Origin of the sequence: Ochrobactrum sp. RH2CCR150 (assembly GCA_014138095.1) — a bacterium.
Taxonomy (GTDB): domain Bacteria; phylum Pseudomonadota; class Alphaproteobacteria; order Rhizobiales; family Rhizobiaceae; genus Brucella; species Brucella gambitense.
The window spans coordinates 270,047-296,328 of the sequence record JACGXE010000004.1; the positions used below are offsets into that span (position 1 = coordinate 270,047).

Sequence of the window (26,282 nt, forward strand, 5' to 3'; positions counted from 1 at the left end):
GCTTTTTCCTCCCTAAGTTCTCCCGTTCAGGCGGAAGCTTGGCTCTTCATAACTGCGGCGGTGGGAAACACCTCCGGCCCCATCGGCTTTTCGCCGTTGGACGAAAGTGCCCGGCCCCATTTTTCGAGCCACCAGCCATATTGCGGCGGCCAACCGGAGAAATCGCGATTAACGCCGAGCGCCTCGGCCGCATGATGTGCCCAGAACGGATCAAACAGTGCCTGACGACCCAGGCAAATCAGATCAGCGCGGTCTTCCTGCAATATGGCTTCCGCGAATTCCGGCGTCCGGATCATGCCGACAGCGGCAGTTGGAATGCCAGTTTCCTTGCGTATCTGCTCAGCGAAAGGCACCTGATAACCCGGACCCCGACCAAGGCTGGAATTGGTAGCACCGATGCGCAGATTGCCGCCGGAGGAACAGTCGACAAGATCGACACCCGCGTCGGACAATGCGCGCGCCAGAACGACACTGTCCTCCATCGTCCAACCGCCATCGATCCAGTCTGTGGCTGAAATGCGCGCGAGGAGCGGCATGGAATCAGGAATGACCTTCCTCACGGCGCGCACGACTTCCAGCGGAAAGCGCATACGATTTTCGAGACTGCCGCCATAGTCGTCAGTGCGCTGATTGGCGAGCGGCGACAGAAAGTTCTGTAATAGATAGCCGTGCGCCATGTGAATCTCGATGAGGTCGAAACCTGCAAGCATCGCGCGTTTTGCTGCAGCGACAAAAGCCGACCGAAGGCCGTCAAGGTGATCGAGAGAAATCGGTTCCGGCGTCAGCCAGCCCTCGCCGAGCGGTAGCGCCGATGGCGCCAGCGGCACCCATTGTTCTTCACCCATCGCCAGATCGCGTTCGGTTAAGGGTCCGTTACCGCGAATGGCGCGCTGCATACTGCCCTTGCGCCCACCGTGATTCAGCTGAATGCCGGTCTTCGCACCATAAGATTTCATATGACTGACAATCGACCGCATTCCAGCAATCTGGCTGTCATCCCACAGGCCCGGATCACCATTCGTCACGCGACCACGTCGAGTGATGGAGGTCTGCTCCACCATGACCAAGCCAGCACCACCCATGGCAAAATTCGCGTAGTGCGTATGGTGAAAGGGCTGCAGTTGCCCGTTCTCCGCCGAGTAGGTTCCCATCGGCGAAATCACGATGCGGTTTTTCAGCGTCACACCACGCAGTTTGAATTCGGAAAATAATCGGACATTCGTCGGCATTTTTGCTCCTCCACAAATTTCCCGGCCATGCCTGTTAGAAGGCATAGCTCTCCCGTTCCGCGGCCATGTGAGCGCGGATTGCATCATTCCCTATTGGCGATTGCCGGTTACTTCGGCGTCAAATCCCCCACGAGCGGCGGCGTGCAGGACGCCTGCGCATTGAACGTGGTGGGAATGATGACGCGACGTGGCTCTTCCCTTTTCCCGTGCGCAATCAGATCAAGCAACAAGGCCGCAGCCGTTGCGCCCACTTCGTTTTGATCCCAGCTGACGACAGCAATCGGCGGCTGATGCAGATCGGCCAGTTCGCTTTGCCCGGACCCCACGACCGAAATATCCTGCGGAATGCGCAGTCCCCGCGTGCGAACCGCCTTCAACACGCCCGCAAGCATATCAATACCGCCTGCAATAATGGCTGTCGGAGGATGTGACATTCCGAGCAGGGAAGACGTCACTCGATAAGCCTGATCGCGTAAAAAGCTCTCTGCAATGATCAGTTCCGGGGCCGGTTCCAAACCGCGCTCCTTGTAAGCACGCATGAAGCCGCGAACGCGTGCGCCACCCGGGTGCAATCTGGTCGGGCCTGTCAAAAGTGCGATGCGACGATGACCAAGATCAAGCAAATGGCCTGTCGCCTGAGCAATACCGGCCTCGTGATCGGCATAGACAGCGTTGCACCATGACGGTTGATCGCGGTCAATCATTACGAACGGCACAGGTAACGTGCGCAACAGCTCTTCGAACTCGCCCTCTATCGGCGTATAGGGGCCCATCAATACGCCATCGACCTGCCCGCTCGAAAAGCTGCGCAGCAATTCAACCTCGCGGTTGCGGCGACCTTCGGAATTTGCGATCAGCAGTGCGTAACCGGACTCATTGAGCATGTTATGTGCCGTGGATACAAAACCACCCAGCTGCGCAATATTGATTTCGCGCAGGATGCAGCCCACCGTCTTTGTCCGCCCCATGCGCATCGACTTTGCGGCGGCATTGGGCACATAGCCCAGTTCCGCAATCGCGCTTTCAACCGCCTTGCGGATCTGCGGACGCACATCGGCAGCATCGTTGACCACGCGCGAAACCGTACCGATCGATACGTTAGCGAGCAAAGCGACATCGCGTATGGTAGGGGTTTTGGCCATGTTCAATCCGCAGCGAAGCCTTTCAGATTTCAAAGTTCCATTGTTCGGTAGCGACCCTATATCCGGTTCCCTCCCGCACAAGCCAGCCGAATCCGGGGAAATGAATATGCATTCCGGCAACGAGCATGTCCTGTTCGAAAATCCGTGCCAGCAGGTTTGTGCGGTTACGAGCCGCCATATCCGGATCATGATCAAAGCTCATTGAAACTTCGGGACGGGCAACCTGAATTTCGGGAACATGCGCAAGATCGCCCCAGACAATCATCTGCTTGCCTTCCGAATTCAAGAGCCAGGTACTGTGGCCTGGCGTATGGCCCGCGCATTCCACAAGTGTAATACCTGGCAGCACCTCTTCGCCGTCGTCAGCAAGTCTTAGTCGCCCGTTACGATACGGGTCCACCTGCTCACGTGCCCAACCGAAATAACGAAGCCGCTTACGTTCGTCTGCTGTTTGCATTTCGGTATCAGAGTACCAGTGCTCGATTTCCTTGCGGTTGGCGATCACCGTCGCATTCGCAAACAATCGTTCACCCGTTACAGGATCGGTCAGTCCACAGGAATGATCCGGGTGACAATGCGTGAGGAGAATATGGTCCACCTCCTCCGGCCGCACGCCAGTTGCCTCAAGGTTTTCGAACAACTTCCCCGCCGTCGGGCCGAATTTTTCGCCGGAACCACAATCAATCAACACGGTGCCGGCAGGACCGCGCAGAAGAAAACAATTGACCGAGATTCTCGGCGGCGAAACCCGATGATCCTGTGCCATCATCTCATCGACTTCATGCGGTTCGAACTCACGAAAAATATTATAACCCATCTCAACATAACCGTCGGAAAGGGCTGTCACGAGAAAAGAACCGAAGCGGCGATGATAGACGCCGGGTATCTGTCGGTTGGGCAAGCTGTTCATCACAAATCGTTCCAGATCAAATATGTATGCATTTCGTATCGAGCCGTTATTTCATCACACCAGATCAAGCTCGCGCAGATCTTTCATTTCCTCGATGCGGTATAGCTTTTCAAACAACGGACCCAGCTTTTCTTCGGGCAGGAGAATGCCCGCGCAATCTTCGAATTTTTCCTTCAAAGCTTCACGATCAAGCCGCATCTGCCAGCTTCCACGTGCATGTTCCACCGGTTCATGACGCAGCACTGTGCCATCTTTCAGGGTGATCCAGACGAGATCGAACGGTGCAAACGGTAGATCTTCTCCCGCTTCTTCTTCATTGATCGTCACCTCGACACGCTCCAGCATAGACTGCACGTCGCTGCGACTGACGAATTCATCTGTCAACTCCTTCAGTCCCACTCGTCGGGCCACGACAGCACTCGCCATTGCGAACTCCATCGAGAATTTGGCTGCCAGTCCGGTCTGCGGGCGGGCATTGCGCAACATGAGTTGCTGGGTCACACCTGTATGAACATTGATTTTCGCGATTTCGGATGGATCAATATCATTTTCATCAACAAGATCGAGCATGGCATCAATAGAACGATGGGTCGCATAGCATGTGGGATAGCGTTTAATATTGACGCCATAACGCGCAGCCATCGAATCCTCACCAATTTTGAACGCATCGGCACTCAAGATCGGAGCCCCAGACGGTGAAAACGATTGCAGGAAGCCCACCCGGTGCTCAAGCGCATCAGCGCTACCAGTGTAGCCTGTCTTGGCAAGTCGCGCAGCCTGAATGCCTGATTGCGCCGTTCGTCCGGCATGCAGCGACTTGGTCATAGAACCAAAATTTGCAACCAAACCAGCCGCCAACGAAGCAGCAATGGCCAACGCATGTGCGGTTTCTTCAGAAGAAAGCTTGTTGAGCCTAGCAGCACCAGCAGCACAGGCCAACGTACCCATGACCGCGGTGGGATGGAACCCACGGTCGTGCAAGCGCCCCGCCTCGAGTGCTGCCAGATGAGCCCACAATTCGTAACCGACGAGATAGGCTTCCAGCGCCTCCTGGCCAGAGGATTGCAGCGCATGTCCTTCCGCCAAGATCATGGGCACCAGCACCGCACTGGGATGACCGGCAAGCGCCACATCATCAAAGTCCAGAACATGGGCCGCCACGCCATTGACGAGTGCGGCATCCGCCGCAACATATCGCTGGCCGTTGACGGCGCCGGGTGCGTCATTGCTTCCACTGGCAGGCGTTGCAATCGTCGCGACGAGTTCGACCGCCGGTTCGCGCGCGCCAGCAAGCATAGTGCCGACACAGTCCACGATACCGATGCGTGCGGCGTGAATCGCCTCTGCCGGAACATGAGCGAGGTCGAAATTCTTGATGAACTCCGCGGCCTTGATCGTGATGCTATCCATGATGGACCTCAATAAGACCGTGGGAGACCCAACATGTGCTGACTAACATAGGCCAGGATCATGTTGGTCGAGATCGGTGCAGTCTGATAAATGCGGCACTCACGCCACTTCCGTTCGATGCCGTATTCCACTGCATAACCGAAACCACCAAACGTCTGCAGCGCAGTATCAGCTGCTTTCCAGGTCGCCTCCGAGGCAAGCAGTTTGGCAATATTAGCTTCGCCACCGCAGGGCTGGTGCGCGTCGAACAAGGCAGCAGCCTTACGGGCCATGAGATCGGCGGCTTCAAGTTCCGCATGGGCGCGAGCAATGGGGAATTGCACACCTTGATTAGCGCCGATTTCGCGATTGAAAACGCGACGTTCCTTGGCATATTCCACCGCGCGGCGGACCATATAGCGGCCATCGCCAACACATTCCGACGCAACGAGAATGCGTTCTGCATTCATGCCATCCAGAATGTAGCGAAAACCTTTGCCTTCCTCACCGATCAGCGCTGACGCCGGTACGCGTAGATTTTCGATGAAAACTTCCGTTGTGTTGTGATTGATCAATGCGTTGATCGGACGAATATCAACACCGTTCCCACGCGCTTCGCGCAGATCGATCAGGAAAACCGAAATGCCGTCCGTTTTCTTGGCAACCTGATCAAGCGGCGTGGTGCGGGCTAGAAGCAGAAGGAGATCAGAATAAAGCGCGCGCGACGTCCATACTTTCTGGCCGTTGATCACATAGTGATCACCGTCACGCACGGCACGGGTTTTGAGCTGCGTCGTGTCCGAACCAGTCGTCGGCTCTGTCACGCCAAAGGCCTGGAGGCGCAGCCGTCCAGCGGCAATCTCCGGCAGGTAAGTGCACTTCTGCTCTTCAGAACCGTGGCGCAGCAATGTGCCCATGATATACATTTGCGCATGTGCAGGGCTCGCCTGACAGCCACAGGCATTGATTTCTTCCAAAATCACAGCCGCAGCGCGCAGTGGCAATCCAGCTCCGCCAAACTCTTCCGGGATGAGCGCTGCTAGAAAGCCTCCATCCGTCAATTCCTGTACAAATTCAGACGGGTATCCAGATTTTTCATCAAGCTTTGCCCAGTAATCGAGTGGATAGTTTTCACAAATACGACGGATCGATTCACGCAGTTCCGGAAAGTCTTCGCCCAGTTCCATGGTAGCGACAGTATTGGTCATAGCGTATTCTCACTTTGCAACTGAAAATGTTTTGGGAAGACCGGCGCGTGCTATCGCGCCGCTGTAGCGTTCTTCTTGGCCCAGCCACGCTTCGACATCGCGGCGGATATCCAGCAGGGCGTCAATGTCGACACCAGTAGAAAAACCCATGCTTTCAAGCATATATGCCGTATCTTCCGTGTTGATGTTACCTGTTGCACCCGGTGCAAACGGACATCCGCCAAGCCCGGCCAGCGAACTGTCAAACACTCGGACGCCGGTTTCCAACGCGGCTGCTACATTGGCGAGGCCGAGGCCGCGCGTATCGTGGAAATGACAGATGATGCGGCGTCCATCCGAGATCTCGACAATCGGCAGCAGAATTTCGTGGACCTGCGCCGGATTGCCGTAACCCACCGTATCCGCCACGATCAACTCGTCTGCCCCCATATCCGTCACACGGCGCGCAATCTCGAACACGCGTTCCGGCGCGACATAACCTTGCAGCGTGCACCCGAAACTGGTTGCCAGCCCACAAGCGAGTACCATATCGCGACCAGCCTCCGACTGTTTCAGCGCCACGATGCGCCCGAATTCCACGACCGCCTCATCCGTAGAGCGACGGACATTGGCCTGACTATGGGCTTCAGAAACTGAAAGCACGTAGTTGATATGGCGAAAGCCGGCGGCAAGCGCCCGCTCGGCGCCTTTGAGATTGGGCACCAGTGCTGAACAGACCGCGCCAGAAAAGTCAGGCAAGCTGGTAGCCAAAACGTCGGCATCAGCAAATTGCGGCACGATCTTCGGCGGTACAAAAGAAGTCAGTTCGATTTCGCGGACACCAGCCGCAATAAGTCGCCTTGCCCATTCGCGTTTGCGATCGGTCTCAAGAAAGCGTTTTGCCATCTGAATTCCGTCGCGAAGTCCCACTTCGCGCAAGGTCACATGCTCTGCCATGACCTAAACTCCCCTGAAGACAGGTTGGCGCTTTTCATTGAAAGCCCGCACGCCTTCGTGACGGTCCTCCGTCGACACCATGCGGTTGTAGCATTCGATCTCGAAAGCCAGACCGTCAGCCAGTGACATTTGCAAACCGCGATGAATAGACTGCTTGGCCTGGCGCACAGAAATAGGCGCGTTGCCCGCTATGCGACGCGCAGTGGCAAGTGCTGCACCAAGAAGCTCGGCCTGCGGGAACACACGATTGATAAGCCCCCACTCAAATGCCTCTTGCGCCGTGAAAGGCAGGCCAGTGAGGATAACTTCCTTGGCGCGTCGTTCTCCCATGGCGCGCGGCAGGTTCTGCGTACCACCCGCACCTGGCATGATGCCGAGCGTCACCTCGGTCAATGCGAAACGCGCATTTTCAGACGCATAGGCAAAATCAAGAGCTGCCGTAATCTCGCAGCCCCCACCATAGGCCGCACCATTGATTGCACCAATCAGCGGCACCGGACAGGCAATTATTGCGCGGAGCATGCGCTCAAACATTGCATGCTGGCGCAACCATTGCGCATCGGTCATACTATTGCGTTCCTTAAGGTCACCGCCTGCGCAGAAGGCCTTTTCGCCGGAACCCGTCAGCACAATCGCGCGCACGCCTTCGACATCGATCTGGAACCTCTCGAAAAGGTCCATCAGTTCCTCGCCCATCCGGGTGTTCATCGCATTGGCTGCTTGCGGCCTATTGAGCCGGACCAACAGCACATGGTCATCGATGCGCTCCAGTTCGAGTGTTTCATAGGTGCGTTCCATCAGCTTTCCTGTCGAATTGTCTGGTTGTGCGCTCCAAGTGTGGGCGCTGAACCGCCCGACGTTGGGCGAGCGTCGTCAATGGTGAATGGGAGGCCGATCCATTTCTGCCCGTCAGCTTCCGTTACAATACCGACAGCCTCGGTCTGCGGATGGGTCCAAACCTTGTCGATGGTCAAAAGCGGGCAATTCGGCACACTGACAGCGTCGAGTTTTTCGCCGAGTTCACTGACCGTGAGTTTCGCCACTGCGGCCGCGATCTGTGGTATCAACTCGTCGCGCAGCAACACTCTGTCGCGGTTCTGCGCAAACCTCTGATCTTTAGCCAGATGCTCCAGCCCCGGTAACGCCTGGCAGAGTTTTGCAAACAACCGGTCATTGCCCGCTGCGATCATCACCCAGCCGTCATCAGCCTCGAACGCCTGATAGGGCACAATTTCAGCTAGGCCGGAACCATGAGGCTTGCGCACTTCGCCTGCAACCGCATGTGCGGCAAGCGGAATGGTCATCCAGGCAAGCCCGGTCTCAAACAGAGACGTTGCTATATGTGCGCCTTCGCCATTTTTATTGCGCTCAAGAAGGGCTGCCAGCAGGCCGATGACGGTCCACATCCCCGACCCCATATCCACGAGCGACACACCGACCCGGACGGGAGGACGATCCGCCTCGCCGGTGATGGACATGATGCCAGAGGAAGCCTGCGCCAGCGGATCATAACCAAGCTTGCGCGACAGTGGGCCAGTTTTGCCAAAAGCGCCGATATCACACCAGATCATACCAGGCGCCTGGCGCCGCATCTCGTCGACATCAATACCGAATTTGGCAAGCAGACCAGGTCTCAGGTTCTGGATAACAGCATCAGCCCCAAGGATCAGCTTCTTGAGATGCGCACATTGTTCCGGGTCAGAAAAATCGAGTGTGAGACTTTCCTTTCCCCGGTTTAGAGCGTGAAATGCGGTGGCATCTTCTTTGAAGAAGGGGGGCCCCCAACCGCGCGCATAATCCCCAGTGGAAGGGTTTTCAATCTTGATTACCCGTGCTCCCAACTCTGCCAGAATAAGGCCTGCATAGGGAGCGGCCACGCTGTGCCCCAGCTCGAGAACGGTAAGACCGTGAAGTGGTGCGGATTTACCCAAAATAATTCTCCTGTCGAATTTCGGAGGCCAAACGGATCAGAGATATTCCTCCGCCAGTGCGGCGCCTCTGATTTCATTGGTCGTTCCCGAACGGCGGATGAGACCGCCGCGCATGATGTGTCCGCTATGCGCAAGTTTGAGTGCTGGCCGCGCCATCTGCTCGGTCATGAGCACTGCGATACCGTCCTCTTGCATCTGACGTACTGCGGTCGAAATCTGTTGGATCCAGACCGGGGCGAGCCCCAGAAACGGCTCATCCAACAGCAATAGTTTCGGGCCACCGCACATCGCTCTGGCAATCGCCACCAATTGCTGTTGGCCACCCGAAAGTTGACCTGCCGGCTGGGCCTGACGTTCAGCCAGAAAAGGGAAACTCGCCACAAGACGATCCCAGGCCTTCAACTGATCACGTGTGCCGAGCGAACCGGCGCCTGCCAGCACGTTGTCCTTGACACTCATGGTTGGAAAAACGCGTCGTCCTTCGGGTGAGTAGCCAATACCAAGCCGGGCGCGCGCGTCACTCGAAAGACCGGAAATATCACGGCCTTCGAAACTGATCTGGCCACGAGTCGCTCTGACGAGCCCGATAACAGCATTGATCAGACTGGACTTCCCTGCACCATTGGCCCCGATGAGAAGTACTGTCTGGCCGGCTTCGACTGCGATATCGACACCAGACAGTGCGTGCGTGCCGCTATAGGTCACATGCAAATCACGAATGCTGAGCATCGTCTTCCTCCTCATCGCTGCCCCCAAGATAGGCATTGATTACATCCGGATTTGTCAGCACCGTTTCCGGTGGGCCTTCTGCAATGAGCTTGCCGCCATCGAGAACAATGACCGACGGACACAGACGTTTGATCAACTCCATATCGTGCTCAACCAGAAGCACACCGCAGCCGAAGGCTTCTTGAGCAAAACGCACATATGTATCGATGTTGGTACGCTCGGATTTTTCCAACCCTGCCGCCGGTTCATCGAGCAGAAGCACCTTTGGCTGTGTTGCAAGTGCCATGGTGAGACCCAGCATCTTCTGAAGTCCGTAGGGAAGAATTTCCGCACTGCGCGTCCAGTTTTCGATGAGACCGAACTGATCAAGCAGCGGAGACAGCTGTTCAAGTGCCGACCGCCCTCTCTTTGAAAAGCGGAGCGCCGAAAGAAGATTGTCCTCGACGGTGTAGCCATTGAAAGTTGCGGTCTGCTGGAAGCTGCGCACCAGACCTCGACCAGCATTCTCATAGACAGGTTTGCCGTCGATCTGCGTGTCGCCAAGAAGAACACGGCCCGAGCTTGGCTTCAGTCGACCTGAGATGATGTTGATCATCGTGGTCTTGCCAGCACCGTTTGGTCCAATGACACCGAGAAGTCCACCAGCTGGCAAGGTGAAACTGACATCGGTGAAGACCTTCAGTCCGCCGAATGCCTTGGAGATGCGATCCGCTTTCAGGGCATCTGTTGAAGTCTGGTTCATCGACCATTCTCCCCAATAGCAAGATTGCCTTCATGCACTGCCGCTTTGGTCCGATCTTTCCCAACCGAGCCACCATCTGTGCCACGCAGACGCTTGATGAGCGTGATTGCGATACCGACCAGACCGCCGCGCGCCACAAGCGTCACAACAATGATCAGCACACCGAAGAGACCAGGTGACAATTCACCGGAAAGTGCAAAGTAATTGGTAGCCGAGACCAGAACGATTGCACCCACAAGCGAGCCCAAAATGGTCCGCTTTCCACCAACGATCGCGTAGGTGATGTAGGTGATTGACGACATTGGAGCGAAGGACGTGGGATGGGCGGTCAAGAGCATGTTGACGAGCGCAAAGCCTGCGAAACCCGACACGCCAGCTGCAACGCAAAACGCCATCGCTTTATATTTCCAGACCGGGAGGCCGAGGCTTTCCGCCAGCACATCGTTGGTCTCAATGGCTGCAAATTCGTAGCGATACCAACGTGTGAAGGCGGCAGTGATCAGGAAACCGGCTAAGGCGAGTGCGCAGGTGGTGAGCACAACGTGGGAATTGTCCCAAAGGTCCATACCGAACAACGTCACTGGCGGCATGCCGACAAGTCCGTTTGCTCCACCCGTCAACGGCTCAGCTTCAAACAGCAGGAGCTGGACGATTTCGGTCAGCACAAAAGTGACCAGCACGAAATAGACGCCCTTTAATCGCAATATCAACGAGCCGAGCGGAATTGCACAGAGCACCGGCACGAGAAAGGCTGCGGCCGAGAGGACAAAAATGTCGGTAATGCCAAGCCGCAGGCTCAATATGGCAACGGTATAGCCACCGACAGCCATGAAAGCTGGAACGGCGAAGCTCATCAGATCGAGCCGTTGCATAATATAGACGCCGAGTGCCGCCGTTGCCGCGATCAGGATCAAATTGGTCTGAGACAAGACCTGCGGATTGGTACTGACAAGTGGCACAATAAAGGACAGAAGCACCAGGCCGAGTGTGATCCAATCAGGAATACTGAAGAATGGCTGACGTCGAATGGTGATGTCTGAGGAAATGGTGGTGCGGTTCATGAACGTCGGACCTCCTTGCCGAAAAGTCCCTGTGGGCGAACCACAAGCGTCACCATGACGATTGCAAAAAGCGTGAGCGCACCTTTAGATCCGCCGAGATAGACGGCAGCATAAGCTTCAACCATACCGACAATGAAGGCAGCGACGGTGGCACCGGTGACACTCCCAAGCCCACCCAGAATGACGGTAATGAACGAATAAGCGAGCGTCGCATCTCCAACATGCGGGGCGAGTGACAGGATTGGCGTGACCAGCGCGCCCGTCACCCCGGCAAGCCCGGTGGCGAGAGCAAATGCAAAAGGAAAGAGCGCCTTGGTCCGCATGCCGAGCGCGCTGGCTACCGCGCGATCTTCGGCCATTGCTCGCATGCCACGCCCGACATTGGTGCGATAGATCAGCCAATAGACCAATGCGATAGCCACGAGACATGCGGCGAGCACGATCATATTGGCATAGGGGAAATAGATGCCACCAAAACGCCAGACCCCGGTTACAGGGAAAGAGAATTGCGGCGATTCAGCCCCGAAAATTACCAGGATGGCAGTGGCCAGGACGAGATAGAAGCCCATCGTGACCATCAATGTTGCCTGATGATCTTCAATCACTCTTTCAAGAATGATTGCCTCGAACAACCAACCGAGCACTGCCGTCGCCACAAGGGCTATCAGCACCGCCACTGGATAAGGCAATCCGAGCATTGTAGTGCAGTAATAGGCGACGTAGCCGCCCATTACATAGAAGCCGCCGTGAGCGAAATTCACCACGCCGAGGATCCCGAAAATCAGTGTGAACCCAAGCGCAAGCAAAGTATATTGTGAGCCGAGACTGATACCAATCAGCCCCGTCGTGATGAAGCTTTCCATAATACGGTGCCTTACTTTTCGCTGACTGCTTCCGCGCGCAGCAGAGGCTGCTTCTTGCCATCCTGAACGATGCCGATAGCGAACGGATAAGACATTTCCTGATTGATGCCGAAGAAGGACTGGCCGATCCAATGACCATTGCCAATGTTCTCGTCTTCCACGGAAAGCTTGCGCATTTCGGCAGCGATCTTCTCGGAATCGTCGACAGTACCGGCAGCTTGCGCAGCTTTAATCATCATGCGGGCGGCAAAGACCCATCGGAAGAAGTCGCTATTTTCCGGGCGTGGTGAACCCATCAGCTTCTTGTACTTGTCTTCCAAAGCTTGCGTGTTTTCGTCCATATAGATCGGCTCGTACCAGAGGAAATCCTTCAGCACGTCAACGCCACCGGCCACACGGGCAATTTCATCAAAACCAGGACCACCCAGGCGGAAAATAGGTCCCTCGAAGCCAGCCTGACGCAATTGTTTTACGATGATGCCAGCATCGCCCGCTGGCGATGAAGCGAGATCCAGAGCCCCAGGATTTGCGCTCATTATACGCGTGACGATCGGCGCAAAATTGCTGGTTCCGCGCTGGTAGTATTCTTCGGAGACATTAACGCCCTTCTCCTTGAATATCTGCGCATTCACGCCAGCAACATCGGTACCACCCTGATCATTCGGAGCCACAATCGCCACGCTGTCGAACTTGAAACGCTCGCGACCGGCATCAATGATCGGACCGGCCCAACCGGACGGTCCGGGACCGATGTGGAATATGCTCGGCCATTGAGGACCTATTGCGTTCTTGGCGAAACTATCAACCATAGCAACCATGCGATTGCGTGCTGCAACAGGCTTCATACCGGTCACTTCCGGTGAGCCTACACTCCCGACAATGACCTTGATACCCTGAGCAGCAAGCTGGTTCATCGCCGACGCTGCGCCTTCAGCGGTATATTTGGAGTCAATCACAACAGTGGAAACCGAACAGGGAGCTCCATCAATAACCAGACGCTTTTCGTCGGTTGTTTCCTTGGCGACAAAATTGACGGCGTCGCGCAAGGCAATGCCCCATTGGGCTGCCGGACCCGACAAAACGGCCGGGGTACCGATCTTCAGTTCACAGGCAGCAGACGCCACGCTCGTATACGCTGCAGACGCAAGTAGAACGCCGCCCAAAAGGCGACCAAGACGCAATGACATGTTTTCTCCTCCCATTGTGTAGCCGCATCGTCGCTTCGCTTGTTACCAACGCAAAGTCTCCTCCTGACTGCCAGCTACCTTGTGACCATAACTGCGAGGGAAACACCTGTCAATAAAACGTTTCATCTAAATGTTTTCATTCTTATTGGTGCCTCATCAACCCTCTTCTCGTTATTTTTCAACACTTTTAACGTCTTAATCTCTCGGCTTAACCGATGATATGCAGCGTCATCAATCCAGACTAAAGCCAATAGGCAGTGTAATATGAATCGTTTTTACAAATCTCTGACGCACCATGAATAAGCATCAAGCCGATCTGATACAGCTAAATCACGGATGAGGATTGGAATATTTTCCGGAGCCACATCCCCGCAGACCACTGCTCAATTGACAGTTGATTTTTTAAAGCGACACGGGTTTCAGTAAGCTCTGCGGAGCTAATTAGATGACTATTCAGACTGGCACCGAGGACACATTGATTTGGCGCTACCAACAGAGTTCACTCGGTTTTGCCTGAAGAGTTCCTGACGTTTTGCTAAGTGGGTTTCCGCCACCATTATGCCGCCACTATCATCGGTGTCAGCGCGTTGAAGTAGACCTGATCCGGTGTCGGCCGGTCAAGGATGAATGTGGGCGTCGGCTATTATAAAAGCTCAAATAGCGGCCAATGCAGACGCGGGCCTCCAACACGGTCTTGTAGGCGTGGAGGTAGACTTCCTCGTATTTGATCGACCGCCAAAGCCGCTCGACGAAGACATTGTCCCGCCACGCGCCCTTGCCATCCATCGAGATGGCGATTTCGGCCTTCATCAGCACCGCGGTGAGGTCGATAGAAGTGAATTGTGATCCCTAATCCGTGTTGAAGATGTCGGGCTTGTCATAACGGGCCAGTGCTTCCTCGACCGCCCAGATGCAGAAAGCGGCTTACATCGTAATCGACAGTCGCCACGACAGAACTCTCCGGCTAAACCAGTCGACAACGGCGCAGAGATAGACGAAGCCCCGCGCCATGGGGATATAGGTCAGATTCATCGCCCAGACTTGATTGGGCCAGGTGACCGCCAGCTTGCGCAAGAGGTAAGGAAAAATTTGTGGCCTGGTGCTGGTTTGGAGAGTGTTCAGGCGACGGTAAATCGCCTCGATGCCCATCTTCTTCATCAGCGTGGCGACGTGAAGCCGCCCGACATTCAACCCTTCTCCTCTCAAAACTCATTGCAACCTCCGACTTCTGGCGAAATGGTAGTCGAGATGCATTTCGTCGATCCGGCGCATCAAAGCCGAATCTCCGTCCGACACTGAACGTGGAGAATAGTAGACGCTACCGCGGCTGAAGCCGAGAAGCTTCGCCTGGCGTGCAACCGACAGCTTGTGTGAGCGGTTGATCATTTCTTCCCGCTCAGAAATCCCGCGTTGCCGAGCGCTCCAGCTATCGTAGCGGAATCCGTAACCCCAGTGGGGCCGCGTAAGCCCCAAGCGAAGCATCGTTCTCCAGCGTCAATTCGCCAATCTTGGCGTGCAGCGTTTTCACATCGACGGTCGGACCCGCTGGTTCCGTCTGCGCTTCATCGTCGAAAATGCCTGTCGCCCCCTCAAGGAGCTGATTTTTCCACTGTTTGTTTTGGTTGGCATGCACGTCGAACTTCTGGAGTAATTTCAGCAGCGCCTGCTCATCTCAAATCGCTGCGAGCGTCACCTTTACACTGAAAGCCGAACTGTGGTTCCGGCGCGGTCGTCTCGTCATGGTATCTCCTGTTCACGGTATCTAAGCCGAGCTCAGGTAGAAATTCCAATTATCCTAGCTGTACGGATTTCCCTCGCCACCTCTGTTGCGTGCAGTGTGAGCTTTTGCAACGGAACCCTTCAAGCAGCACCTGTGTCCTTACCTTCAGATAGCCACCTTTCCAGCCATTGCGTTGATATTTCGCCATTTATGAGATCATTGTTGTTTGTAAGAGTGCGATAGAGTGGAGCTGTTGTTGCGATGGGGCCTATATCGAGTTGCTCAAGAGCTTCTCTCAAACGCTCTAACGCTTGCGCACGAGAACTGTCTTTGACGATCAGCTTGCCAATGAGAGAGTCATAGTAAGGCGGAACACGGCTACCTGCATAGAAACCGGTATCGAAGCGAATTCCGGGGCCTTCCGGAAACTGCAGTCGATCAATTGGACCAGGGCTTGGTAAGAAGTTGCGAGCCGGGTCCTCGGCATTGATCCGAACTTCAATCGCATGACCGTCGCATCGAATATCCTCTTGAGCCATGGAGAGCTTTGCACCACCGGCGATCAGCAGCATTTCACGCACAAGATCAACGCCAGTGATCATCTCGGTCACCGGATGCTCAACTTGAATACGCGTGTTCATCTCGATGAAATAGAATGCTTTGCGATGTGGATCGTAAAGATACTCCATCGTACCCGCTCCACGATAACCAACAGTGCGTGCCAATCGCACCGCCGACGCGCATAGCTCAGAGCGCAATTCTGCCGAAAGCGCTACCGCTGGAGCTTCTTCCCAAACCTTCTGTCGTCGACGTTGCAGCGAACATTCCCGCTCGAAGAGATGGACAACCGTTTCACCGTCACCGAGAATTTGAACCTCAATGTGACGTGCATTCTCGATATAAACTTCCAGATAAAGCCCATTGTCTCCAAATGCAGCCTGCGCTTCCGCCATAGCCTGCGGGATAGCCGCGACAAGTTCGTCATCACTGCGTACAACTCGAATGCCTCGTCCGCCGCCGCCTGCGGCAGCTTTCACCATGACGGGATACCCCATTTCCCTGCCCAGTTTCAGTGCAGCCTCGGGATTATCCAGACGTCCCTCACTGCCAGGCACCACAGGAACACCTGCTTCAATCGCTGCTCGACGAGCATTTACCTTATCGCCCATCCGCTCAATCGTATCCGCATCGGGGCCAACGAAAATACATCCGAGATCAGTGACCGCTCGCGCGAACTCGGCATTCTCCGAAAGAAAACCATAGCCCGGATGCAAAGCATCCGCGCCGCTTTCGCGCAACGCATTGAGTACGCGCTCAACATTGAGGTAGGATTTCGTCGCCGCCGACGGTCCGATGTCGATGACTTCATCTGCCATGCGAGCAGCCAGCATGTCGCGGTCAGCTTCGCTGACGATCTGAACAGTCGAGATACCCAACTCTTTTGCGGCGCGAATGATGCGGACCGCGATCTCACCGCGATTTGCGATCAGCAGTTTGCGGATGGGAGCAGTCATTATGCAACCTCAATATGACAAACGATTTCACCTGGCTCGACGTTACTTTCGCTCTCGACCGAATAGCTGACAAAGACACCGTCGTCGTCCGCCACGATTGGCAGAAAGGACTTCATGACTTCCACCAGCGCCAAAGTTTCGCCTGCCGCGACATGGTCTCCCGACGTCTTGAATGGAGAGGCATCAGGCGATGGCGACAAATAGACCACACCTGGCAGCATCGCTTCGATCATCTTGATAGTCATGGTTATCTCCGGAAAAATTGAGTATTTGCGGCGAAACGGGAAAATTCAAAATCCCGAACACCGCCAAACGAATGGTTAGGACAACCAGTGCGGTTCACTAAAGCAGGAACCGCTCCGATCCGGTTTCAAGACAAGCGCTGCAGCACCTGCTCCAGCTTATCGATCAGTTCATCCGCATTCTCGCGTGAGAAAATGAGAGGAGGACGGATCTTCAATACGTTCGCTTCCTTGGCGCAGCCAGAGATGAGAACGTTTTCGTCTCGCAAACCATTGATGATGCGCGTCGCGGTAGCAGCGTCCGGTGTTTTTGCGGCTCGGTCCGAAACAATTTCAATACCGAGGAAGAGGCCCGCACCACGCACATCGCCCAGACAATCGTACCTTTGGGCAAGAGCGTTGAACCCGTTCTTGAGATAAAGACCGATAGACGTCGCGTTTTCCAGAAGCCCCTCCTCCTCTATGACGTCAAGAACGGCTGAAGCGGCGGCGATGGCCACAGCATTGCCTCCAAAGGTATTGAAGTAACGAGATTTTTTCCCGAACTCGGCCAGAACGTCGGCGCGAACGGCCACGCCTGCAACCGGAAAACCGTTCCCCATCGGCTTGCCCATGGTCACAATATCGGGGATCACACTGTGACGTTGAAAGCCCCACATTGCCTCACCTGTGCGTGCAAAACCGGACTGAACTTCATCAGCGATATACAGGCCGCCTGCTTCGTGGATCGCATCAACGGCTCCCTTAAGAAAGCCAACCGGGCCGTCGAACACGCCATCGCTGGCAAAAATGCCATCGCAGATCAAAAGAGCTGGCTTGATACCGTGCCGTTGCAGATCTCGGATTGCAGCGCGGACGGCATCCGTGAATTCCTCGGCCACATTCTGCGACCGGTAGGAGTCCGGCGCCGGAACGGTTTGGACATGAGCCCCCAGATTGACGTTGTCGCCGAGCGAGGGCGAGAACTCCGACACTGCCTGCGTGATACCATGATAAGCTGTTTCCGTTACGATAATTCCCTTCCCGCCGGTGTAGGATTGAGCAATCCGCACAGCCAGATCATTGGCATCGGAACCTGTGCAGGTGAACATCAGGTTCCCTATCTCGGACGGCATAGTCGCTAGCAAACGCTCGGCATAATCCAGAATTGCACCATGAAGATAACGCGTATTGGTGGCCAGAATACCAACCTGCTGGCGGATAGCTTCAACTACCTTGGGGTGACAATGACCAACCGAAGTGACATTGTTATAGGCATCCAGATAGGCATTTCCCTGTGGGTCATATAACCAGACACCCTCACCGCGCACGAAGTGTAGCGGGCGCTCATACATGAGCCGATAGGCAGGACCAAGCCGCGCCTTACGTTGCGCGATCATCGCCGTCGTGGCCTCATCCAGTTCTGTCGCACCTTCGATGAAGGCATTGACCATTGATTCCCGGGTTGTCATCGCTCACTCCATATTGCACGCAGCCAAAAAAGCTGCGGTGACCTGATTTCGGGGAAGGGTCGCAAAGAAACGCAAGCCGTCGCGTGCGGGGCCATTATTGCGAAGAATATAGGCCGCGTTTTGAGGATAGCGCGCCGCACGACCTTCGGTGATAGCGACTGTCGTCATCAGGCGCGCGACGATCAAATCACGCAACACATCCAGCTCGCGCCGCTCAAGCGGCAGAACTTTATGATAAGCACTGACCATATCGCACACGTCTTCCAGACAACTGAAGGGCGTCTGCGTATGATAGGACACGGCAACCGCCAGATCGATGATCAGCGGGGTTTTCACCATATCACCAAAATCGAGAATACCGGTGATCCTGTCAGGATTGGCAACGTTGAGAACAACATTGTGCCAGTTCAGATCATTGTGCACGACACGCCGCCGCAAATTAGCCAATGCGGGACGAACAACATTATCAAAGTGATCCAGTTCAGCCATCAATTGCTTACGAAGATTCGGCTCCACGAGAGTCTCGACCAGAGGTCGCAGACGCGACGCATTCTTGACGTCCCATAGGATTTCGTGACTGGATGCCGGATGCTCGAACCCGTCGAAGGCAATCCCAAGCCGCGCAAGAGCGCACACCATATCCTGTCGTAATGCAGGTGTGACGCCGATCCGCGCCACTGGCACACCTTCGAGCCAGGTCAGAACCCGAACAACGCTGGACCGGCCATCCTCCAGTATCAGTGAAAACTGGCTTTCCCCCTCCAGTGTCCGCACGACCTTTGGCACTGGCAGGTCAGGATCGCGAGTCTGTAGCCACAGCAAAGCCTCGGTCTGGAAATTGGTATTGATTTCAGGCTCTGCCGGATTCGAAATCTTGAGCGTGAAGCCACGACCGTCAGCGGTGACAACATGAAAATTTGCATCGCGCTCACAGGCTAGACTATACGCGATGCCCGATATTCCGTAGTAGGTTCGCATCAGTTTTGCTGCGCTCACACCATCAATGACCGGTGGAGGACTGTTTAGCATTTCTCCGAGCGCTCCACGAACGGGATCGGCATCAATTACCATATTCATTTCTTCAGACACGAACCGTCACTCCCGCACAGGTCATGGTTTCAAGCGCCGCGCGCAATTGACCCGCCTCCTCACGATCGACGCGGCGAAATCGCAAAATGTCCCCGGGCTTCGTCTGGGCGAGTTTCCAGAATGCCGCACTGGCCACAGTGAATGGATTGATGAAACCACCGGTGCTCGGGGCATCGTTCACAAGAATGATCGGCGTCTGCCCGGCAAGGTTGACCGCGCCCAACGGATAACCATGATCGATAATGTTCGACGGGTCCTGACCGTGATCACTACTCTTGTTCAGAGCTCGTCCCGCAAAGCTGAACTCCGGGCCGGTGAGACGAATGCCGGTGCGGTTGCTCTTTGCCTGCACCGACCAGTCCGCGGAGAAAAACATCTCGACGGCCGCAGGATCGAGCCAGTCATCATTCGGTCCCGCCAGTGCCTCGATCTGCCAGGTCTTGTCGGTTGAGAAACACGGGCGGTTGCCCTCAGGAACAGCGAGGATTGCTGGTGCACCGCTTGACTGAGGACCAAGAGGCAAAACCTGATCCTTTACCAATGCCTGTCCGCCAACCCGCGCCATATGAAACACGGCACGAGAGCCGAGAACGACAGTAGTATCAATGCCGCCCGAGATTGCGATATATCCCCGCGCGCCGGTATATGCAGCGCCAAGTTCCAGCACCTGACCAGCAGATACGAGTAAGGTTTGCCACATAGGCACGGCTTCACCGTCCAGCTTCGGGCGCATGTCAGCGCCCGTCACGGCGACAACCACGTCTTGATCAAACCGCAATGCAGGCCCAAGAAACTGACATTCAAGCGCAGCGGTATCGCGAGGATTACCCACCAGCAGATTGGCTTGCCGGAACGACCATTTATCGAAGGGACCAGAGACCGGGAAGCCCTGTTCCAGATAGCCTATCCGTCCCGGCAATTCCTGGACCGTCGTTTCAAGCCCTGGTTTGAGAACGGTCACACCGTGCGCGCTCATGCTTTTTCTCCCTGCGCTTTCGCCCAGTCCAGATACTGATCAACCGAGAAAACCTGATATTCGACCACATCGTGCTCATAACGATCAGCAGCAACTTCGGCATCGATCCAGGCACATTCTTCCGCACTCACAGGCCGGAAGCGGACCCTGTCGCCCGCACGCAGCAATGCAAGACTGTTCCGAAACGCTGGCAGACGCTGTGAGCCGTCATAGATTGGAGCCGGGGTACGTCCGATCAACTGATACCCGCCGGGAGTCCGGTCTGGATAGATGCAGCAAAGCGCACCGCCTATACCCACAGCCCCTTTCGGGGTCCATGTGCGTGGAGGATTATATTTGGGGGCAGTGATACGAGAGCCGGGTCGCAGCGGCAGCAGCGAGCACAAACCTGGCCAGAAGCCGAGTGCCGCAACCCAATATTCAGTACCAGAGTGACGTCTCGCTAATGCAGCACGATCCTCCACACCGTTCAATTCGCAGAGGAGGTCTGGATCAATCTGCTTGTCAGGATAGGTCTTGCGGTAGTCTTCGATGCAGACCGATGTCTCCTCATCGAAATAGTGGATAGGCAACGTCAACAGCCTGCTGGGAAGCGATCCGGAAACGTCTGATCCAATCCGCTCGTAGATGGTCTCTATCTCGTGGATAAGGTCCTCATAGGAAGTACGGTCGGGATCATAGTTGATTTGTAGCGAAGCAAGTTCTGGAATAATGTCCTCAATAGCCGGAATCCGCGCTTCACGTATGGCAGCCACAAGCCGATGAACCGTGAAGTTCAATGTGAAACTCATCCCGTCGCCCAATTCCACTTCAACGGCACGATCACCGCCGGGCGAAAAATGCAAAGTCTCATACAGCATGGCAGTACCTCCGTTCGGGCCCGACCAGGCACTGCAGCCAGTCAGCCGCCTTACCAGTCAATAGAGCACTAATTATCCTGTATAGATATATGATATATCTTGCCGGAAAGCGCTGCGACCTCATATATTGAAGAAAAACATGAGCAATTCGCTCGGTGACTATAGGGAGAAGGACGGAATGACCAAGATCGCGCGCGAGGCCCTGAGCGACCGGGCATACGAAGAGATTCTCAAAGGCATGGCTGACGGCACCTATATGCCCATGCAACCGATGGTGATCCGTAACCTTGCCGACAATTTCGGTATTTCCGCGACGCCGATACGCGAAGCCCTGCAGCGCCTGATCGCGGAACGGCTGCTCGTTCAATTGCCCAACCGCTCGATTGTTGTGCCTCAAATGACGATTGAGAGGTTTCACCATCTCCTCCCCATGCGCATTGCGCTGGAGGGTATGGCCGCCGAACTGGCGACGCCTCTGCTCACGGAACGCGACTTTGCCAAAATCGACGCACTGCTGAACCGGATTGCGGAGACCACACTGACCTTTGATGCCCGCACCTATATGAAGCTCAATCGCGAATTTCATTTCATCATTTACGAAAAATCGGGCAACCCCGAGCTGCTTCAGGTGATCCAGGGGCTCTGGCTCAAGGTCGGCCCTGTCTTCAACGGTCTTTTTGATGCCGACCATTACCGGGAGCACGCCAACGATGAACATCGCAACATTCTGGCGGCGATGAAACGCCGTGATGCGGTTGGGGCCCGTGAGGCCATGGCGGAAGATCTGAAGCTTGCCGCCGAAGCGCTGCTTCCGCGTCTGTTGCGCAGTCCCGCAGACTGATCCCCCAAGGCGGACTTGTTGCAACACCGTTTTCATGATCTGCCTACCCTGGCAAAGAGAAGCCAGAAGACACCGCACAGCAGCGGAAGCGTGACGAACAGCACCAGAGAAGCCAGCGAGAAGATGATCGGCACCTGGCTTTGCTGCGCGGCGGCCTGTATCCAACTCCAGACCGGCATGGTCTCGGCAGTGCCACGCAGGAATATCGAACGCATCACTTCGTTGAACGACATCAGGAAGCCAAACAGCCCCGCGCTTACGATGCCCGGCATGAGGATTGGAAATTCGATGTCCCAGAAGACCCGCCAGTCACTGGCCCCAAGATCCCTCCCCGCTTCAACGAGGCGGTGATCGAAACGGATCGTCACGACGAGGATGATCAGCAGCGCAAAGGGAAACGCCCAGACGAAATGTCCAAGCGCGATAGACCAGAAACCGAGTTTCAAGTTCAGAACCGCGCGCGCAACGATGAAAAGGGCGGCCCCAAGCGACATACCAGGCACGAAAAGCGGAACCACGAACATCAGCAGCACACGGCCTGGGCTGCGCATCGTCGGCAGGGCGCGACCGATGATTGTCGCGGCAACCGCGCAGATCAATCCGACCACAACGCCGATTACCAGACTTGCCAGCATGGGCTTACGCCATGCGCTGTTGGAAAACAGCGAACGATAGTGCTCAAGCGAAAACGAACCTGGAATGCCGCCGAGAGGATTCTGGCTGACCGAAAGAAGAACAAGCCAGACCAGCGGAAAATAGATAACCGCCAGCGTCACGAACCCGCCCCATTTGGAAAGCCGTTTCCAGATCGGGGCATAGCTTGGCCCGAGCTTCGGTGATATCTGCCGCACGTGTGATGTATCCCGAGTTTGCATATGCTCAGCCTTTCAGGACGCTGATAGACGAAGACGGATCGCCAAAGCGGCGCGCGATCAGGTACATGCCTCCGAGCAGAGCCAGCAGCAGCAGGATCACGAAGGCAGACAGCGCGGCGACAACCGGATAGCGCAGTGCCGAATAGGCGCTTTCTATCGAATTCGAGATAAGATTGACGAAGCCGCCCCCCAGCATGCCAGGCTCAACCCAGGCGGCGAGCGCGGGGCCGAGGCAGAACACGATACCAGCCATGACTCCCGACAAGGATAGCGGAATGATGATACGGCTGACCGTCTGCCAGGGAGACGCACCCAGATCGTTGCTTGCTTCGATCAAAGTGTCGTCGATCAGGTTGATCGCGAGATAGATCGGCATCACCATGGACGGGAACAAGCTGACGACCATGCCGAAATGCACTGCGACTTCTGAATAGAGCAGCCATTCCACAGGTGTATCCACCACGCCGATGTTGATCAGAATTGTATTGATCAGACCCGATTGACCGAGAATGGCGCGCCAGACGATGGTGCGCGAGGACATGTCCAGAAAGAAGGGAATCGTCAGCAAGGCAAGACAGACTGCCCGGCTCGTATTGGACTTGCAGCCTTTCGCCAGCCAAAGCGCGAAAGGAAACGCTATGGCCAGTTCAATAGCCGTGACCGTCAGTGCGATGCGCAAGGTGCGCAGTGTCACTTCCCAACGTCCCGATGAAAACAGCCCGATCCATGTATCGAGTGTCGGCGTATAAACCGTTCGGAACTGCACGGTCGAAAAGAAGCTGAAGGTAAAAAGAATGACGATCGGCACGATGACCAGTGCAAACCAGATCAACAGAATGACGGTCGCAGCGACGTTCATGTCGGTGAGTTTTGCCCTGATGGTATATAGAGAACTCTGACTGCCAACAACCGGCATCTCTGCGGCACTCGCTATCTGTTGCATCTCAATCTTCCAAAAAATTTTCGAGCATGTTGCATCCCGGGCCCGCATTGATCTGCGGGCCTGGTCGCGTCGGTTGACAGACAGGCGAAGGTCAGGCGTTCAAGAAACGCTGCCATTCCTCCTCCATACCGGCGGCATTATCCGGCGTGGTGGTCGAGACATAGGGCTTGGAGAACTTCTTGCTCACTTTGGCTTCTGTGGCCTTCAACGCGGCAACCTCTTCAGCACTCCAGCCATTGGCCGTGGCATATTCCACACCAAGGTCCATGTTCGGACCCGCATAGCCCCGATCCCGTGCCTGAAGCGCTCGATATTCTCCGCCGAGGAAGTAGTTCAGCACCTTATAGATCGCAGCGAGATTGTCCCTTTGAGCAGCCTGGGCCGCGATATAGGCGCCGTGTCCCCACTTGAAGTAGCCCTCCTTGGTATAGGCATAGCGCGTGGCATCCGGTCCGAGTGCGAGATTTACCTCACGAACCGCTGGCTCCCAGCAGTTGATGACGTCAACTTCGCGGTTGGTCAGCAACTGAATCTGCTCTTCGAAAGCGCCATACAGGGTACGGAACTGGCCGGCCTTTTTGCGCTCGATGAGGAAGTCAGCCACAGTCTTCGCTTCTTCCGGTGTCAGGTCTGCAATATTTGCAAAGCTTGCCGCTCCCTTGGATTGCAGATAAAGCGCTGCTACCCCCATCGAGTAGGTATAGGCATTGCCGTAAGCCACACGACCGCGGGTTTTTTCATCCTCAAACATAAGTGACCACGACAGCTCTTCCTGACTGTCGGGAGCCATGCCCAGCTTCTCGGGAAAATAGCCGAAACTGTCGGCATTGCCGATCACTGGCACACCCCATTGCTTTCCCTCCCGGTCCTGCACAACGGGCGAGCGTTTCCAATCATCGGACGTGCGCTCCCAAAGAGTCAGTTCAGGGTTAGCCTCGTCCAGAGGTGCATAGAGCCCCTGCGGACCGAGAATATCTTCGGTACCGGACTCAAAGACAAAAAGATCGACGCTGTCGCCCATGTTCGCGCCCATAACATCGCGCATAAAAACGCCAACGTCATTGCTGGACCCACTAAGCTGAGCTCGTACACCGATGGATTTTTCCATCGGGGCCCAATCTTTCAGGGCTGCAGTGGGAACGCCATAAATCTTGACCAACGGCATGTCCTGCGCCTTTGCGACGCCGGATATCCCCCCAACAGCGGCAATTCCGGCGAGCGCTCCCATGCCTGCCAGCATGCCGCGTCGGGTCAGCTCGACCTGACTGTAAGTTGAAAACCTGTCTTTCATTTTATGATCCCCTTTCTGGTTTTATTGATTTAGAAATCATCAGGCAGCGAAAATCACAGCGTCCGACATACTCCAGCCAACTCGCTCTACTTCGCTGTTCTCGCTTGCGCCTCCGTGCCAGCTGCGCAGCCGCAATGGCCCGGCGCCGGTAGCCACCGTGACATCCGTATATTTGCCGCGATAAACCCGGTTTGTGACCTTCGCCGCGATGGTCTCAGAATTATCTGACAGACTGGCACTTGCTGGAGAAATACGTTCGGCGCGGATCGCGATGGCGATGGTGTCTCCTGGCCTCAATCCTGTTGAAGTAATCACACCCCGGATGCGCACTCCCCCGGGGAATTCAACGGTGCCAATCGCCTCCTCGCGACCGATCAGCTTTGCTTCAAGAATATTCTCGTAGCCCATGAAGCCCGCAGCAAATCGGCTCTTTGGTCGGTCGAAAAGTTCCAGCGGACTACCGCTCTGCACGATCTGGCCCTGGCTCATCAGAACCACACGGTCGCTCATGGTAAGCGCTTCCTCCTGGCTGTGTGTGATATACACAAAGGTCATGCCAAGACTGCGCTGCAATTCCATCAGCTCTATTTGCATATCTTGACGGAGACGTTCGTCCAACGCACCGAGGGGTTCGTCCAGAAGGAGAATTGACGGCTGGGTGACAACCGCCCGCGCCAACGCAACACGCTGCCGCTCGCCACCAGAAAGCTGACCGATTCGACGGTCGGCTTTCGCCTCAAGCTGCACCATAGCAAGTGCTCGCCGCGCTTCCTTCAAGGCGTCAGCGGCACGCACCTTTCGAATTCGCAATCCATAAGCGACATTTTCGATAACACTCATATGCGGGAAGAGCGCATAGCTCTGGAAGACCGTAGTGCAATTACGTTTAGCCGCAGGAAGATGCGCAACATCCTGTCCGTCGATACGGAGCCTTCGAACCGATGTTGGCATCTCCAGTCCGGATATCACACGCAGCATCGTGGTTTTCCCAGAGCCACTGGAGCCAAGGATCGTCAGGAATTCGCCCTTTCTGGCAGAAAGAGATACGTGCGAGAGTGCAGTCACAGCACCGTAGTGATGGACGAGGTCCTCTATCTCCAACATCTGATCCGCGACATCATTGCTCATCTTGCTTTGCTCTCACTCTCATCAA

24 protein-coding genes and 1 pseudogene are annotated in these 26,282 nt (G+C 55.5%); 1 reads left to right on the plus strand and 24 read right to left on the minus strand.

Annotated features, from left to right (window positions below):
* Positions 1–26: 26 nt before the first annotated feature.
* The 20 genes and pseudogenes from FHW03_RS11105 to FHW03_RS11200 all read right to left on the minus strand — a co-directional run bounded on the left by FHW03_RS11105 (position 27) and on the right by FHW03_RS11200 (position 21,179).
* Positions 27–1,229 carry an NADH:flavin oxidoreductase/NADH oxidase gene (locus tag FHW03_RS11105; RefSeq protein WP_182520678.1) on the minus strand — a complete coding sequence of 401 codons (1,203 nt, stop codon included), beginning with the start codon at positions 1,227–1,229 and terminating at the stop codon, positions 27–29.
* 107 nt (positions 1,230–1,336) lie between these two features.
* Positions 1,337–2,371, minus strand: a complete 1,035-nt coding sequence (locus tag FHW03_RS11110) for a LacI family DNA-binding transcriptional regulator (protein ID WP_152849919.1) — start codon at positions 2,369–2,371, stop codon at positions 1,337–1,339.
* 22 nt (positions 2,372–2,393) lie between these two features.
* Positions 2,394–3,281, minus strand: a complete 888-nt coding sequence (locus FHW03_RS11115; protein ID WP_182520679.1) for an MBL fold metallo-hydrolase — start codon at positions 3,279–3,281, stop codon at positions 2,394–2,396.
* Positions 3,282–3,335: 54 nt separating this feature from the next.
* The gene (locus FHW03_RS11120; RefSeq protein WP_182520680.1) at positions 3,336–4,691 is read right to left on the minus strand and encodes an MmgE/PrpD family protein; all 1,356 of its coding nucleotides are present in this window, start codon (positions 4,689–4,691) and stop codon (positions 3,336–3,338) included.
* 8 nt (positions 4,692–4,699) lie between these two features.
* The gene (locus FHW03_RS11125) at positions 4,700–5,878 is read right to left on the minus strand and encodes an acyl-CoA dehydrogenase family protein (protein ID WP_182520681.1); all 1,179 of its coding nucleotides are present in this window, start codon (positions 5,876–5,878) and stop codon (positions 4,700–4,702) included.
* Positions 5,879–5,887: 9 nt separating this feature from the next.
* A complete protein-coding gene (locus tag FHW03_RS11130) occupies positions 5,888–6,814 on the minus strand; it encodes a hydroxymethylglutaryl-CoA lyase (RefSeq protein WP_182520682.1) in 927 nt (308 codons plus the stop codon).
* Between the two features lie 3 nt (positions 6,815–6,817).
* Positions 6,818–7,612, minus strand: a complete 795-nt coding sequence (locus FHW03_RS11135; RefSeq protein ID WP_182520683.1) for an enoyl-CoA hydratase-related protein — start codon at positions 7,610–7,612, stop codon at positions 6,818–6,820.
* Positions 7,612–8,745 (minus strand): CoA transferase, encoded by a 1,134-nt coding sequence (locus FHW03_RS11140; RefSeq protein WP_182520684.1) that lies wholly within the window; start codon positions 8,743–8,745, stop codon positions 7,612–7,614. The genes FHW03_RS11135 and FHW03_RS11140 overlap by 1 nt, the downstream gene beginning before the upstream one ends.
* 36 nt (positions 8,746–8,781) lie before the next feature.
* Entirely contained in the window at positions 8,782–9,474 is a 693-nt protein-coding gene (locus FHW03_RS11145; RefSeq protein ID WP_182520685.1) for an ABC transporter ATP-binding protein, read from the minus strand.
* Positions 9,458–10,216, minus strand: coding sequence for an ABC transporter ATP-binding protein (locus FHW03_RS11150; protein WP_182520686.1), 759 nt, complete (start codon positions 10,214–10,216; stop codon positions 9,458–9,460). Before FHW03_RS11150 ends, FHW03_RS11145 begins: the two co-directional genes overlap by 17 nt.
* Positions 10,213–11,277: a branched-chain amino acid ABC transporter permease gene (locus FHW03_RS11155; protein ID WP_182520687.1), complete on the minus strand. Its 1,065-nt coding sequence runs from the start codon at positions 11,275–11,277 to the stop codon at positions 10,213–10,215. The genes FHW03_RS11150 and FHW03_RS11155 overlap by 4 nt, the downstream gene beginning before the upstream one ends.
* The gene (locus FHW03_RS11160) at positions 11,274–12,140 is read right to left on the minus strand and encodes a branched-chain amino acid ABC transporter permease (RefSeq protein WP_078339096.1); all 867 of its coding nucleotides are present in this window, start codon (positions 12,138–12,140) and stop codon (positions 11,274–11,276) included. The genes FHW03_RS11155 and FHW03_RS11160 overlap by 4 nt, the downstream gene beginning before the upstream one ends.
* An 11-nt stretch (positions 12,141–12,151) precedes the next feature.
* Entirely contained in the window at positions 12,152–13,327 is a 1,176-nt protein-coding gene (locus FHW03_RS11165) for an ABC transporter substrate-binding protein (RefSeq protein ID WP_182520688.1), read from the minus strand.
* Between the two features lie 556 nt (positions 13,328–13,883).
* Positions 13,884–15,068, minus strand: a pseudogene (locus tag FHW03_RS11170) (IS3 family transposase).
* Positions 15,069–15,187: 119 nt separating this feature from the next.
* Positions 15,188–16,561 carry an acetyl-CoA carboxylase biotin carboxylase subunit gene (locus FHW03_RS11175; RefSeq protein ID WP_182520689.1) on the minus strand — a complete coding sequence of 458 codons (1,374 nt, stop codon included), beginning with the start codon at positions 16,559–16,561 and terminating at the stop codon, positions 15,188–15,190.
* Positions 16,561–16,806, minus strand: a complete 246-nt coding sequence (locus FHW03_RS11180) for a biotin/lipoyl-containing protein (RefSeq protein WP_182520690.1) — start codon at positions 16,804–16,806, stop codon at positions 16,561–16,563. The genes FHW03_RS11175 and FHW03_RS11180 overlap by 1 nt, the downstream gene beginning before the upstream one ends.
* A 125-nt stretch (positions 16,807–16,931) precedes the next feature.
* Entirely contained in the window at positions 16,932–18,254 is a 1,323-nt protein-coding gene (locus FHW03_RS11185) for an aspartate aminotransferase family protein (RefSeq protein WP_377514619.1), read from the minus strand.
* Positions 18,255–18,257: 3 nt separating this feature from the next.
* The gene (locus tag FHW03_RS11190) at positions 18,258–19,343 is read right to left on the minus strand and encodes a phosphotransferase (protein WP_182520691.1); all 1,086 of its coding nucleotides are present in this window, start codon (positions 19,341–19,343) and stop codon (positions 18,258–18,260) included.
* Positions 19,336–20,319: a biotin-dependent carboxyltransferase family protein gene (locus FHW03_RS11195; protein WP_182520692.1), complete on the minus strand. Its 984-nt coding sequence runs from the start codon at positions 20,317–20,319 to the stop codon at positions 19,336–19,338. Before FHW03_RS11195 ends, FHW03_RS11190 begins: the two co-directional genes overlap by 8 nt.
* Entirely contained in the window at positions 20,316–21,179 is an 864-nt protein-coding gene (locus FHW03_RS11200) for an allophanate hydrolase subunit 1 (RefSeq protein WP_182520693.1), read from the minus strand. The genes FHW03_RS11195 and FHW03_RS11200 overlap by 4 nt, the downstream gene beginning before the upstream one ends.
* 178 nt (positions 21,180–21,357) lie before the next feature.
* Here FHW03_RS11200 and FHW03_RS11205 point away from each other — a divergent pair, with 178 nt between their 5' ends.
* Positions 21,358–22,020 carry a GntR family transcriptional regulator gene (locus FHW03_RS11205; protein ID WP_182520694.1) on the plus strand — a complete coding sequence of 221 codons (663 nt, stop codon included), beginning with the start codon at positions 21,358–21,360 and terminating at the stop codon, positions 22,018–22,020.
* A 32-nt stretch (positions 22,021–22,052) separates the two neighbouring features.
* Here FHW03_RS11205 and FHW03_RS11210 read toward each other — a convergent pair whose 3' ends face one another.
* The 4 genes from FHW03_RS11210 to FHW03_RS11225 all read right to left on the minus strand — a co-directional run bounded on the left by FHW03_RS11210 (position 22,053) and on the right by FHW03_RS11225 (position 26,257).
* On the minus strand, positions 22,053–22,871 hold the full coding sequence (locus FHW03_RS11210) for an ABC transporter permease subunit (RefSeq protein ID WP_182520695.1): 819 nt from the start codon (positions 22,869–22,871) through the stop codon (positions 22,053–22,055).
* 28 nt (positions 22,872–22,899) lie between these two features.
* Positions 22,900–23,838 carry an ABC transporter permease gene (locus FHW03_RS11215; protein ID WP_182520696.1) on the minus strand — a complete coding sequence of 313 codons (939 nt, stop codon included), beginning with the start codon at positions 23,836–23,838 and terminating at the stop codon, positions 22,900–22,902.
* A 91-nt stretch (positions 23,839–23,929) separates the two neighbouring features.
* Positions 23,930–25,129 carry a PotD/PotF family extracellular solute-binding protein gene (locus FHW03_RS11220; RefSeq protein WP_182520697.1) on the minus strand — a complete coding sequence of 400 codons (1,200 nt, stop codon included), beginning with the start codon at positions 25,127–25,129 and terminating at the stop codon, positions 23,930–23,932.
* A 39-nt stretch (positions 25,130–25,168) separates the two neighbouring features.
* The gene (locus FHW03_RS11225) at positions 25,169–26,257 is read right to left on the minus strand and encodes an ABC transporter ATP-binding protein (protein ID WP_182520698.1); all 1,089 of its coding nucleotides are present in this window, start codon (positions 26,255–26,257) and stop codon (positions 25,169–25,171) included.
* Between the last annotated feature and the right edge of the window lie 25 nt (positions 26,258–26,282).